The organism is uncultured Ralstonia sp., assembly GCA_913056305.1.
GTDB lineage: Bacteria > Pseudomonadota > Gammaproteobacteria > Burkholderiales > Burkholderiaceae > Ralstonia.
On the sequence record CAJXMR010000138.1, the window covers coordinates 1 to 12,655 of the forward strand.

Consider the following 12,655-nt stretch of genomic DNA (forward strand, 5'->3'; position numbering starts at 1 on the left):
ACCCGCCCGTCGAGCCCCGCTGCGGCAACTGCACGCGCTGCATCGACGTGTGCCCAACGCAGGCCATCGTCGCGCCCTACGTGGTGGACGCGCGCCGCTGCATCTCGTATCTCACTATCGAGCACAAGGGCGCGATCCCGATCGAGCTGCGTGAGGCGATGGGGAACCGCGTCTATGGCTGCGACGATTGCCAGCTAGCCTGCCCGTGGAACAAATTTGCCGTGCACGCCAACCTGCCGGACTTTGACGTGCGCAACGGGCTCGACGCGGTGTCGCTGGTGGAGCTGTTCGGCTGGACGGAGGCCGAGTTCAACCAGCGGCTGGAAGGCAGCCCGATCCGGCGCATCGGGCATGAGCGCTGGCTGCGCAACATTGCGGTGGCCCTGGGCAATGCGCTGCGGGGGCCGCTGCCCGAGACCGCGCGCGCGCGGCTACAGGACGCGCTGCGCGCGCGCGCGGAAGACGCCTCCGAACTGGTGCGTGAGCACGTGGCCTGGGCGCTGGCCGCCTGAGCGGCTCACCACCACGTCTCAAAGTGCAAGCCGATCGTGTGACCTGCCAACGCCGAGCCAAATACGCCGGTGGTCGATAGCGGGTTGCCGGGCGCAGCGGCCGCTTGCGCGGCCTGGTTCCAGCGCGCGTAGGTATGGAAGAAGCGCAGTTCAGGCCGACTCCAGAAGGTGCGCCCCATCGACAACACCGGGGCGACCGTCACCTTGGTCAGGTGCCGCGTCGGACCACCGTCGGGTGTGACGCGATCGTGGCCGAGCTCGAGCACGAACTTCAGGTGCTCAGCCACCGCATAGACGGGGCGGATACCGAATGACCACCAGCGCTGCCCGCCACCCTCCGCGGCCGGCGCGATATCGCGCTGGTGCACCACACCGATCTGCCCGCCGAAGTTGCCGGACTGCCAATCCCACGCATCCAGCACGCGCCAGCGCCGCGTGTCGTGCCCAGCCGTGAGCGTGCCCGTGTGCCCCAGGCCGATGCCGGGCCCCTGACCGTATTGCAGCGCCGCCCGGTTCTTGCCGCCCACCACGCCGGTCTGCAGGTGGTGCAGCGTGACTGACCAGCCAGCATGACTGCCCGCCACCTGCCCGGCGCGCTGGATGAACGACACGCCTGCCTGGAGTTCGCCGCCCGGGTTGGTCGCCATGCCAGAGAGCTGCATGTCGTGCCGGTTGGCGTAGTCCCGCTGGTGGTGGCCGTCTGAACGGAACCACGCATAACTGAGTTGTGGGCCGCCCAGGCCCAGGTCGGCATTTTCCAGCCCGGCGCCCAGGCCGCTCGGGTTCCAGTAGAAGAAATCGTTGATATGGATGTCGTTGCGCCGGTAGTACTGGCGGCCCGCCCACAGGCGCCCATTGCCGAGCGCCGCGACATTGTTCAACCGCAGATAGGCCTGCGGCAGGCGCATGTCGCCATGGTGCGGCGTGAAGGTCGGCACGCGGCTCGGCCCGTCGTTCAAGCCGACCATCGCCGTACCGGTCAGCGTGGTGCCCCCACCGAAATCCGCCAGTTCTTGCGAGCCGAGCAGTTCGCTGTAGGTCTGGCATTCGTTGCCGTAGCGGTACTTGGCGGGCGCGCCGGGCAGGTGGAAGCAGGCCGGCGAGTGGCCATTGCTCCAAGCCTGCTCCGAGCGGATATAGCCCTTGAATTCGAAGGCGTCGACCGCGCCTGAGACTGTCAGGCCGGCGCTCAGCGTCAGTGTGCGCGCAAGGCGGCGCCGGCGTCGTGCATATGTGGGCATCGGGCAGGCCTCACTCCGCATGCAACTGCGCGTCACCGTAGCCGGTGAGCGCCACCGACAGCAGGATCGCCGCGATCCCCAACAGCACGACCGCGCGCGTACGGCTGCCGGTGCCCTGCCATTCGCGCAGCAAGAGGCCCCACGCGTTCGACACGAGGATGATGAATGACATGTGCAGGATCCACGAGCTGGCGCCGTTGCCCAGCTTGCTCGCGCCCATGCCATAGAAGAAGAACTGCAGGAACCAGATCGACCCTGCCGCCGCCGACAGCAGGTAGTTCGGCAGCAGCGGCGCCGAACGGTCGCGATAGTCGCCGAAGGTGCGGTTGCGCCAGTTCAGGTACAGGCACCACAGCAGGTTGGTGGTCAGACCGCCCCACAGCACCACCACGAACACCACGTTGTTCTGGAACAGCGGATCGTGCCCGTGCGCGACAGCGGCCTGCGCCATCGGCTGGCCGGCCTGGATGCCGAAGCTGAAACACGCGCTCAGCGCCCCCGACACCAGCGCCACCGCCAGCCCGCGCGCGAGGTCGAATTCGTTGCCCTCCGGCGCCGTGCCCTTGGCCGCCAGTGCCCGTTCCTTCATCATGCCCGCCTTGCCACAGATGGCGATGCCAACGACGCAGGCGGCGATGCCGGCCATCAGCCATTCACCCGCCGACGACGCCAGCATGGCGCGCAAGCCCTCGCCATCCGGCGCGCCCACGACATCGCGATAGACCAGCGGCACCAGCGCGCCGAAGATCGAGCATGTGCCCAGCACCACCGACATCCCCAGCGACATCCCCAGGTAGCGCAACGATAGGCCGAAAGTCATGCCGCCGATGCCCCACAGCAGACCGAACAGATACGTCCAGCCCAGCGTCGACCCCGCGGTGGCGCGGATGATGTCGAGAAAATCCGGCACAGTAAGCGCCGCCGCCAACCACGGCACGATCAGCCATGAAAACAGCCCGCCGACGATCCAGTAGCTCTCCCACGCCCACACGCGCACGCGCTTGAACGGCAGGTAGAAGCTGCCCGACGAGAACCCGCCGATGAAGTGATAGAGCACGCCGCTGGCGATCTCCATGGTGTCTCCTGATGGTTGTGTGTTGTTCTTTTGATTGCAGGCGGGCGCTAGAGCCGGTACACGCGCTCCGCATTGCCGCCGAACAGCGCGTGCTGCTCGTCGGCCGAGGCGCCGACCACGATCTCTGCCCACGTGCGCCAGACCGCGCCATAGGTCGCGTGCAGACCGTCGACGGGAAAGTTGGAGGCGAACAGGCAGCGCGCCGGGCCGAACAGGTCGATGGCTTTCAGCACGTAGGGGCGCAGGCTCTCGACGGTCCAGGCGTGATCGACCATGACCAGACCGGAGAGCTTGATGCAGACGTTGTCGCAGGCAGCCAGCGCGCGCAGCCCGTCACGCCAGAGGCGGTAGCCGGCCACGCTGCCGCGGTCGACGAACATGCCGGCGTGGTTGAGGATCAGCAGCGTATCGGGATGGCGCCGTGCCAACCGCACCGCGTCGGCCATCTGCGTGGGATAGAGCTGCAGGTCGAACGACAGGTGATGCCGCGCCAGCCATCCGAAGCCGCGTTGCCAGGCCGGATCGTTGAGGTAGTCGCGCTCGACGTAGCGGAAATGCGCGTCGACATGGCGGTTCAGGATCTGGCGAATGCCGCGCACATTGGCGTACGTGGCCTGCCGGGCCAACGCGTCGCCCACGTGCGGCCCGGTCAGGTCCGCCGCGGCGACAATGGCGTTGGGCATGCCCGCCGGGTCGGTCTTGGCCAGGCGCTGCAGCCAGGCGGTCTCGGCCATCGGGTCGTCGGCGTTGGCCTCGATGTGGACGATCTTGTGCACGTGCACGGGCACGGCCGCGAATGCGGCATCGCGGCGGTACTCGGCGAGCCCGTAGGGTTGCGGCAGCTTCGCCGCGTCGCCGGCAAACGATATCTTGGGCTGCGCCAGCCACTGATACGTGAGCACCGCCGGGTCCCACAGATGCATGTGCGCATCGACCACATGCAGGCCGGTCGGGGACGGGCCGTAGCGCATCATGCCGGCTCCCGGCTGCGCAACGTGAAGACCGGCCGCAATGGCCATTGGCGCGGCACGTTGTCGGGACCGGTCTCCATCAGGTCGGCCATGGCATCCCACCAGCGGCGCATGACCGGCAGGTCAGGCAAGCTGTCGAGGCGGTGGTCTGCCACGTGATGCAGCACGGCGAACAGCGTGCCGCTGGCCTCGTCGAGGAAGATGCGGTAGTCGACCACCCCGGCATCGTGCAAGGCGGCCTCCAGCTCGGGCCAGATGGCGTCGTGACGCACCGCGTAGACATCGGCCATGCCTGGGAACAGGCGCATGGTGAAGGCGCGGGTCTGCAGCGGTTCGGTTGGCATGACGGGCCGCCTCCTACTGCAGATTGACGAACAGGCCGCCGTCGATCAGCAGCGCCGCGCCGGTCACATAGCGCGCACGATCGGAGGCCAGGAACACCACGCAGTCGGCCACGTCTTCCGGCTGACCGAGGCGGCCGAGCGGGATGCGCCGCTCGAAGTATTCACGCTTGCCTGGCGCGGCCAGGTCCTGCTGGTTGATGTCGGTCTCGATGGTGCCGGGCAGGACGGAATTGCAGCGGATGCCGTGCCGCCCCAGCGCCACGGCGCACGACTGCATGAGCGAATGCACGCCTGCCTTGGTGGGCGTGTAGTGCGTCTGCATCTCGCCGCCGACCAGCGCGCTGATCGAACTGGTCGATACGATGGCGCCGCCGTGGCCCTGCTTGACCATCTGGCGGGCAACGGCCCGCGTCACATAGAACGCACCGTGCAGGTTGACGTGCATGGTGGTCTCAAACACCGCATCGGGCATGTCGAGCAGCGTGTGGAACGGGCAGATACCGGCGTTGCTGACCAGCACGTCGACCTTGCCGAACGCGTCCACCGCCGCGGCCACCAGTCGTTCTCCGGTGGCCGGGTCGCCGACGTCACCCTCCACGGCGATGGCGCGGCGGCCCAGCGCGCGGACGGCCTGCACCACGTCGTCCGCAGCCTGGGCATGCTGCGCGCTGGCGTCTGCGGGGGCGCGATAGTTGATCAGCACATCGGCGCCCTCGCGCGCGCAGGCCAGCGCGGTGGCCCGGCCAATGCCGCGCGACGCGCCGGTAACGATGACGGATTTGTCCTGCAGTAACACGATCGGGTCTCCTGTTGGGCTCGCATCGACGTGCGATCGGCCGACTGTAGTGAAATCGCCCGCACAGGACTAATCGAAAAACCGGACGCGTTAATTCCACTTTGGAATAACGGTCTGTGCAGTTTTAAGTCGCACACGTCACGCGCAAAGCTCGGGTGGTAAAAGCGCGGGTTAAGACTGGTTAACGTAAGGCCTTATACCGCGCGGTACGCAAACGGTTGCGCATCAGGGCAGATACCAATTGTTGAAAATGTCACAAGCGCCAAAATGGAGCCCTTCCGAAAATCACCCGTATTCAATGTTTCCCGCCCTCGTTTCCGCCTGCCGCGCACTGCGTTTCCCAGTGCGCGCCCGCTCCACTGCTGCGGCCCGCATGTGGCGCCGCTGCGTGGCAGGCGCCATGCTGCTGGGCGCGTGCGCGCTGCCGGCGTGGGCGGCAGTCGATATCGAGGGCGTGCACTTCGACGATGCCGTGCGCCTGGCCGGCCGCGAGCTGCCGCTCAATGGCGCTGGGCTGCGCTCGGTGTTCGTCATCAAGGGCTATGTGGCGGGGCTGTACCTGCCGGAGCGCGCCAAGAACGCTGCCGTCATCCTGGGCATGAAGGGGCCCAAGCGCCTGCAGATCCATCCGCTGCGCGAGGTCGGTGCCGACACATTCATCCACGCCCTGAACAACGGCATCCGCCGCAACCAGACCGAACCGCAGATCGAACGGCTGTCGGACCGCCTGACCCAGCTCGAGCAGGCCATGCGGCAGATCGGCGCCACCCACCGCGGCGACACCATCGACTTCGACTACACGCCCGAAGCCGGCACCATCATCTGCGTCAACGGCGCACCGCGCGGCAAGCCGATCCCCGGCGAGGATTTCTACCAGGCCGTGCTGAGCATCTTCATCGGCAACAACCCGGTCGACCGCGATCTCAAGAACGGGCTGCTCGGCTCCTGAACTCGATGTGGGATGGCCCCCTGTGCTAGATTCACAGGATCGTTTTTCCACGCCCCGCACCGCCATGCCCTCCCCCTTCGATGCCGTCCTGGAAGCGCCGTTCGGCAAGCTGGGCGTGCGCGTGGCCAACGGCGGCGTGCGCGAACTCGTCTACCTGCCGGACAGCGTGCCAACGGTCGGCCCCGAAGACCCGCTGATCCGCAAACTCGCGCGCCAGCTCGACGCCTACTACGCCAACCCCGACGCCACCTTCGACGTGCCGCTCACGCCGGCCGGCACCGACTTCCAGCACCGCGTGTGGGACGCCATCCGCGCCGTGCCGCGCGGCGGCGTCACCACCTATGGCGCCGTCGCCAAACAGATTGGCAGCGTGCCACGCGCGGTGGGCCAGGCGTGCGGCGACAACTGGTTTCCCATCATCATCCCGTGTCACCGCGTGGTCAGCGCCTCGGGCATTGGCGGGTTCTCGCACCACGTCGACGGCTACCTCCTGAACATCAAGCACTGGCTGCTACGCCACGAAGGCGTGATGCTGATATGAGCAAAGTTGCACCGAAGGCAGCGGAAGCAGCCGCCCTGCCCCCACCCAGCGCGGAGGCCATCCAGCGTTTCTGCGACGCGCTCTGGCTGGAGGACGGCCTCGCGCGCAACACGCTCGATGCGTACCGGCGCGACCTGACGCTGTACGCGCACTGGCTGGCCGAGCGCAGCAAATCCATCGCCGACACCGAAGACGGTGACCTGGCCGACTACTTCGCCGCGCGCCACGCCGAGAGCCGTGCGTCGTCCGCCAACCGGCGCCGCACGGTATTCAAGCGCTTCTTCCAGTGGGCCTTGCGCGAGCACGTGGTCGCCACCGACCCGTCGCGCCTGCTGCCCACTGCCAAGCAGCCGCCGCGCTTTCCCAAGACGCTGTCCGAAGCCCAGGTCGAGGCGCTGATCAACGCACCGGATGTGGACACCCCGCTCGGCCTGCGCGACCGCGCCATGATCGAGCTGATGTATGCGAGCGGCCTGCGCGTGTCGGAGATCGTCGCGCTGAAGACGGTGGAAGTCGGCCTGAACGAGGGCGTGGTGCGCGTGATCGGCGGCAAGGGCGGCAAGGACCGGCTGGTGCCGTTCGGCGCCGAGGCCGGCGACTGGCTGCGGCGCTATCTACGCGACGGCCGCACGGCGCTGCTGGGCGAGCGCACCGCCGACGCGCTGTTCGTCACCGCGCGCGGCGACGGCATGACGCGCCAGGCGTTCTGGCACCTCATCAAGCGCTATGCGCTGCGTGCCGACATCCGCGCACCGCTGTCGCCGCACACGCTGCGGCACGCGTTCGCCACGCACCTGCTGAATCACGGCGCCGACCTGCGCGTGGTGCAGATGCTGCTCGGCCACGCGGACATCTCCACCACGCAGATCTACACCCACGTCGCGCGCGAGCGGCTGCGCACGCTGCATGCGCAGCACCATCCGCGCGGATAGTTCTTCCCTGCCCCGCATGAGCAAGTCCAAGCACGTTTCCGAGACGCCCGCCACGCAGTTCCTCAAGGCCCACGGCGTCGCCTTTACCGAACACACGTACGACTATGTCGAGCACGGCGGCACGACGGAGTCTTCCCGCCAGCTCGGCGTGGACGAGCACCACGTGGTCAAGACACTGGTGATGGAGGACGAGCACGCCAAGCCGCTGATCGTGCTGATGCACGGCGACTGCTCGGTCTCCACCAAGAATCTCGCGCGCCAGGCTGGCCGCAAGAACATCCAGCCCTGCAAGCCGGAGGTGGCGCAGCGGCACAGCGGCTACCTGGTCGGCGGCACCTCGCCGTTTGGCGTGCGCAAGGCGATGCCGGTGTACGTGGAAGCGTCGGTGCTGGCGCTGGAGCGCATCTACATCAACGGCGGGCGGCGCGGCTTCCTGGTGAGCCTGGCGCCGGACGTGCTGACCACGGTGCTGAACGCGCAGCCGGTGCACTGTGCAAACCCCGATTGAAACGGACACGGCGGCTGAGGCACCCTACGCGCACGCTACAATCGCGCAGCCCGAATTCACCAAATACCTATGTCCCCAGTTGTCGCCACCGTTCTCTTTGCCGTCGCCGCCTACCTGATCGGCTCCGTCTCCTTTGCCGTGGTGGTGAGCCGCGTGATGGGCCTGGCCGATCCGCGCACCTATGGCTCCGGCAACCCGGGCGCCACCAACGTGCTGCGCTCGGGCAACAAGAAGGCAGCAATATTCACGCTGCTGGGCGACGCGGCCAAGGGCTGGTTTGCGGTCTGGCTGGCACAGCGCCTGGCGCCGCAGTTCGGCGTGGGCGATACCGGCATCGCCCTGGTGACGGTGGCGGTGTTCCTCGGTCACCTGTATCCGGTGTTCCACCGCTTTGTCGGCGGCAAGGGCGTGGCCACGGCGGCCGGTGTGCTGCTGGCGCTGAACCCGTGGCTCGGGCTGGCGACGCTGGCAACGTGGATCATCATCGCCGGGTTCTTCCGCTACTCGTCGCTGGCGGCGCTGGTGTCGGCGCTGTTCGCACCGTTCTACTACGTGCTGCTGTTCGGTTTCGACTGGATCGCCGGCGCCATCGCAGTGATGTCGGTGCTGCTGATCGCGCGCCACCGCGCCAATATCACCAAGCTGCTGGCCGGCAAGGAAAGCCGCATCGGCGAGAAGAAGAAAGCGATTTAACTGCGCCACCTAACTCCGTAACTCGGCGCGTACGGAATGCGCGCGCCGATGTTCTCCCGGCGGCCGCCCCGTGTGCCGCCGGATCAGCCGCCGGAAGGCGGACATGTCCTGATAGCCGCACTGCTCGGCAATCGCCGTCAGGCTCAGCGTGCTGACTTCCAGCAGGTGACAGGCGCGCTCCACGCGCAGCCGGTGCAGCAATTGCAGCGGCGACGTCCCCACCGTTTTCGTGAAATGCCGCAATAGCGTGCGCTCGCTGGTCGAGGCGGCGGCGGCCAGCTTGCCCAGGTCGAACGGCTCGTGCAGATGCTGCTGCAGGTAGCGCCGCGCGCGCAGCACCACGCTGTCGCGGATGGCAGGCTTGCTGCGCAGCCAGATGCCGATGGCCTCGCCGCGCGACGGATGGTCGAGCACGGCATTGGCCAGCGTGCGTGCCAGCCGTGCCTCGGCCAGCCGGCCCACCACGCGATGCACGAGCGCGACACCGTGCTCCATCGCCCGCGCGGTGATGACGTTGCCGCTGCTGACGATGGCCTGCGCCGGTGCCGGTTTCAGATGCGGGAAGTTGCCCTGCAGCCAGCCCGCGATCAGCCACGTCACTGTCAAGCGCTGGCCGGGCGGCAGCACATCGGCCAGCATCGCCACGCCGGTGAAGGGCGACGCCACCAGCCGCCCCGCCTCCAGATAGCGGCGGATGGTGGCGCGCTCCAGCTCCAGCAAGGCCAGGCGCTGCTCCAGCGTGCCGATGTGGTCGAAATGCAGCGGCGGGACGATCAGCGCGTCGCCAAGTGCGGAGTCGTCTGCGGGCAACGCCTCGCAGCGACAAGCCAGCGTGCCGGCCGCCGCCCGCCAGCGTGCCGGATCGCGTGCGATAAGCCGCCAGCCGAACGCCGGCGCGTTGGCGCGATTGTCCCCCTGCCGGGCCCGCTTGCCGGCCTGCATGGAGGCCAGCGCATTGGCCACGCCCAGCGTATCGGCGGCGGTCGCCAGCATGGAAAAACCAGCGTCGGGAAAGGTCAGAAGGTCGATGGTCGGCATGCCGCAGTATAGGCACAAGCGGTGATCTACGTGGCGATATTGACCCCAACTCTGGCGGGAATACCTCTTTCGAATCAGACCCGTCCGATTGACGATGCGTCGGTGGCTGCGCGCAGACGCACTCACCCATAACGACACCAAGATCAGGAGACAACGCATGACGCAGGGATTCGCACTGCGCAGCACGCTCACCATGGCCGCGCTTGCGGCGCTGGCGGGCTGCGCGAGCACGACCGACAGCGGCTGGGGTACGCTCAGCGACACCGGCCTCTCGGCCGAGATCCGCCGCACCAGCTTCGGCATTCCACACATCCGCGCCAACGACTACGCCAGCCTCGGCTACGGCATGGCCTACGCCTACGCGCAGGACAACGTCTGCCTGCTGGCCGACCAGGTCGTCACCGTCAACGGCGAACGCTCGAAGACGTTCGGGCCGGATGGCACCGTGAGCGTCTCGTTCAAGCCCGTCCCGAACGCGCAGGCGGACGCCTTCTTCAAGGGCGCCTTCGACGAGGCCGGCCTGCGCGCCGGCTATGCGCTGATGTCGCCCGAGGCACGCGAGCTGCTGCGCGGCTACATCGCCGGCTACAACCGGTATCTGAAGGACACGCCGGCCGCCAACTTCCCCACCGCGTGCCGCAGCGCCGCCTGGGTGCGCCCGCTCACGCTGGCCGACATGCTGCGCATGGGCGAGGAGAAGGCCATCCAGGCCAGCGCCGGGGCCATGCTCAACAGCATCGTCGCCGCGCAGCCGCCGGGCGGTGCACCCGTCTCGAACCGCGTGATCCCGCCGCATGCGGTCGACACCGCCGCGCTGGATCGCGAACTGCAACTGCGCGACATGCCGATCGGCTCCAATGGCTGGGCCTTCGGTGCCGCCGCCACCGACAACGGCCACGGCGCGCTGCTGGGCAACCCGCACTTCCCGTGGACGACCACCAACCGCTTCTACCAGGTCCACCTGACGGTGCCCGGCAAGCTGGACGTGATGGGCGCGTCGATCGCCGCCTTCCCGGTCGTCAGCATCGGCTTCAACCGGGACGTGGCGTGGACACACACCGTCTCCACCGGCCGCCGCTTCACGCTGTTCGAGCTGAAGCTGGCCGAGGGCGACCCGACCACCTACCTGGTCGACGGCACGCCGCACAAGATGACCACGCGCACGGTCGCCTTCGACGTGAAGCTGCCGGACGGCCGCATCGAGCACCGCACGCACACCTTCTACAGCACCGAGTACGGCCCCGTGCTGTCGATGCCCGCGGGCGGCATGCCATGGACCTCGCAGAAGGCCTACGCGCTGCGCGACGCCAACCGCAACAACACGCGCTCGATCGACACGTGGCTGCACATCGCGCAGGCCAAGGACGTGGCGGGCATCCGCCAGGCGATCGGCAACCTGGGCATCCCCTGGGTCAACACCATCGCCACCGACCGCAACGGCCGCGCGCTGTTCGCCGACGTGTCGACCACGCCGGACGTGTCCGCCGAGACGCTCAAGCGCTGCGCGCCGTCGCCGCTGGCCGACAAGCTGTTCAAGGGCGTGGGGCTGGTGCTGCTCGACGGCTCGCGCAGCGCGTGCAACTGGCAAGTCGACCCGGACTCGCCGGTGCCGGGGCTGGTGGCGCCCGCGCGCATGCCGGTGCTGGAGCGCGATGACTTCGTCGCCAACAGCAACGACAGCTCGTGGCTGACCAACCCCGCGCAGAAGCTGACCGGTTTCTCGCCGGTGATGGGCTCGACTGATGTGCCGCAGCGCCTGCGCACGCGCATCGGCCTGATCGAGATCGGTCGCCGCCTGGCCGGCACCGACGGGCTGCCCGGCAACCGCGTGAATCTGCCGAACCTGCAGGCGATGATCTTCCGCGATGCCAACCTGGCCGGACATCTGGTTGCAGACGACCTGCTGTTCGCATGCAAGGCTGGCGGCAACCCCGCGAACCTCGACGCCGACGTGCGCGACGGCTGCGCGGCGCTCACGGTATGGAACCGCACCAGCAACGCCGACGCCCGCGCCGCCCACCTGTTCCGCGAGTTCTGGATGCGGGCCAAGGACATCCCGCACGTGTACGCCGTCGACTTCAACCCAGCCGACCCAATCGACACGCCGCGCGGCCTGCGCATGAACGACGCGGCCGTCCGCACGGCGGTGTTCAAGGCGCTGAAGGATGCGGTGGGCGCGGTGCGCACGGCAGGTTTCGCGCTGGATGCGCGGTTGGGCACGGTGCAGGCGGCGCGCGCGCCGGATGGCCTCATCGCCCTGCACGGCGGCGAGGAGTACGAAGGCGTGCTCAACAAGCTGCAGAGCCTGCCGATTGGGCCGAAGGGCTTGCCGGTGTACTTCGGCACCAGCTACATCCAGACCGTCACGTTCGACAGTCAGGGCCCGGTGGCCGACGCCTTGCTCACCTACGGCGAATCGACTGACGCGGCCTCGCCGCACGCGTTCGACCAGATGCGCGAATTCTCAGGCAAGCGCTGGAACCGCCTGCCATTCTCGGAAGCGGCCATCACCGCCGATCCGGCGCTGAAGGTGACCAAGCTGTCGCAATAAATCGGTTGCCGCCAATGCAAACGCCCCGCTCGTGCGGGGCGTTTTGCTTGGATGACCGACTAGGCGATCAGTCGCGGAAGTTGTTGAAATCCAGCGGCGCATCCGACACGTCCTTGCGCAGCATGGCGATCACGTTTTGCAGGTCATCGCGCTTGGCGCCGGTCACGCGCACCGCGTCGCCCTGGATGCTGGCCTGCACCTTGATCTTGCTGTCCTTGATCTGCTTGACGATCTTCTTGGCCAGATCACCCGTGACGCCCTTCTTGATCTTGACGACCTGCTTCATCTTGTCGCCGCTGATCTTCTGCTTGTCCTGGTAGTCCAGGAAGCGCACGTCGACGTTACGCTTGGCGAGCTTGGCCAGCAGCACGTCAGTGACCTGGCTGATCTTGAAGTCGTCATCGGCAAACAGCGTCAGCTCCTGCTCCTTGTGCTCGACGCGGGCGTCGGAGCCCTTGAAGTCGAATCGCGTCGAAATCTCTTTGTTGGCCTGTTCCACGGCGT

The 12,655-nt window shown here is 67.7% G+C and carries 14 protein-coding genes; 7 read left to right on the top strand and 7 right to left on the bottom strand.

The annotated features are described in order from the left end of the window. Positions 1 to 512 (top strand): tRNA epoxyqueuosine(34) reductase QueG (queG, locus tag QZ609_RS18365; protein ID WP_295497790.1); only part of this gene is annotated, 512 nt, incomplete at its 5' end. 5 nt (positions 513 to 517) lie between these two features. On the opposite strand, the gene QZ609_RS18370 is transcribed toward queG, so the two are convergent. Genes QZ609_RS18370 through QZ609_RS18390 form a run of 5 tightly spaced genes read right to left on the bottom strand, consistent with a single transcriptional unit; the run spans position 518 to position 4,939 of the window. Further along, entirely contained in the window at positions 518 to 1,753 is a 1,236-nt protein-coding gene (locus QZ609_RS18370; protein WP_295497792.1) for a carbohydrate porin, read from the bottom strand. Positions 1,754 to 1,763: 10 nt separating this feature from the next. Next, positions 1,764 to 2,828 carry an L-rhamnose/proton symporter RhaT gene (gene rhaT, locus QZ609_RS18375; protein ID WP_295497794.1) on the bottom strand — a complete coding sequence of 355 codons (1,065 nt, stop codon included), beginning with the start codon at positions 2,826 to 2,828 and terminating at the stop codon, positions 1,764 to 1,766. A 47-nt stretch (positions 2,829 to 2,875) separates the two neighbouring features. Beyond that, positions 2,876 to 3,772, bottom strand: a complete 897-nt coding sequence (locus QZ609_RS18380) for an amidohydrolase family protein (protein ID WP_295497814.1) — start codon at positions 3,770 to 3,772, stop codon at positions 2,876 to 2,878. Positions 3,773 to 3,798: 26 nt separating this feature from the next. Further along, complete coding sequence (locus QZ609_RS18385) at positions 3,799 to 4,128, bottom strand: L-rhamnose mutarotase (RefSeq protein ID WP_295497816.1); 330 nt, start codon at positions 4,126 to 4,128, stop codon at positions 3,799 to 3,801. A gap of 28 nt (positions 4,129 to 4,156) precedes the next feature. After that, positions 4,157 to 4,939 carry an SDR family NAD(P)-dependent oxidoreductase gene (locus QZ609_RS18390; protein ID WP_295497796.1) on the bottom strand — a complete coding sequence of 261 codons (783 nt, stop codon included), beginning with the start codon at positions 4,937 to 4,939 and terminating at the stop codon, positions 4,157 to 4,159. 298 nt (positions 4,940 to 5,237) lie between these two features. Here QZ609_RS18390 and QZ609_RS18395 point away from each other — a divergent pair, with 298 nt between their 5' ends. The 5 genes from QZ609_RS18395 (at position 5,238) to plsY (ending at position 8,562) form a co-directional block, all read left to right on the top strand. Next, positions 5,238 to 5,888, top strand: a complete 651-nt coding sequence (locus QZ609_RS18395; protein ID WP_295497798.1) for a chalcone isomerase family protein — start codon at positions 5,238 to 5,240, stop codon at positions 5,886 to 5,888. 64 nt (positions 5,889 to 5,952) lie between these two features. Further along, positions 5,953 to 6,429 (top strand): methylated-DNA--[protein]-cysteine S-methyltransferase, encoded by a 477-nt coding sequence (locus QZ609_RS18400; protein WP_295497800.1) that lies wholly within the window; start codon positions 5,953 to 5,955, stop codon positions 6,427 to 6,429. Continuing rightward, positions 6,426 to 7,361 (top strand): site-specific tyrosine recombinase XerD, encoded by a 936-nt coding sequence (gene xerD / locus QZ609_RS18405; protein WP_295497802.1) that lies wholly within the window; start codon positions 6,426 to 6,428, stop codon positions 7,359 to 7,361. The genes QZ609_RS18400 and xerD overlap by 4 nt, the downstream gene beginning before the upstream one ends. A 16-nt stretch (positions 7,362 to 7,377) precedes the next feature. After that, on the top strand, positions 7,378 to 7,869 hold the full coding sequence (gene ybaK / locus QZ609_RS18410) for a Cys-tRNA(Pro) deacylase (protein ID WP_295497804.1): 492 nt from the start codon (positions 7,378 to 7,380) through the stop codon (positions 7,867 to 7,869). Between the two features lie 69 nt (positions 7,870 to 7,938). Beyond that, positions 7,939 to 8,562, top strand: coding sequence for a glycerol-3-phosphate 1-O-acyltransferase PlsY (gene plsY / locus QZ609_RS18415; protein WP_295497806.1), 624 nt, complete (start codon positions 7,939 to 7,941; stop codon positions 8,560 to 8,562). A gap of 9 nt (positions 8,563 to 8,571) precedes the next feature. Here plsY and QZ609_RS18420 read toward each other — a convergent pair whose 3' ends face one another. Further along, positions 8,572 to 9,600 (bottom strand): helix-turn-helix domain-containing protein, encoded by a 1,029-nt coding sequence (locus QZ609_RS18420; RefSeq protein WP_295497808.1) that lies wholly within the window; start codon positions 9,598 to 9,600, stop codon positions 8,572 to 8,574. A 157-nt stretch (positions 9,601 to 9,757) separates the two neighbouring features. On the opposite strand from QZ609_RS18420, the gene QZ609_RS18425 reads away from it, so the two are divergent. Then, positions 9,758 to 12,151 carry an acylase gene (locus QZ609_RS18425; RefSeq protein WP_295497810.1) on the top strand — a complete coding sequence of 798 codons (2,394 nt, stop codon included), beginning with the start codon at positions 9,758 to 9,760 and terminating at the stop codon, positions 12,149 to 12,151. 67 nt (positions 12,152 to 12,218) lie between these two features. Here QZ609_RS18425 and QZ609_RS18430 read toward each other — a convergent pair. After that, a partial coding sequence (locus QZ609_RS18430) for a YajQ family cyclic di-GMP-binding protein (RefSeq protein ID WP_295497812.1) occupies positions 12,219 to 12,655 on the bottom strand: 437 nt, incomplete at its 5' end.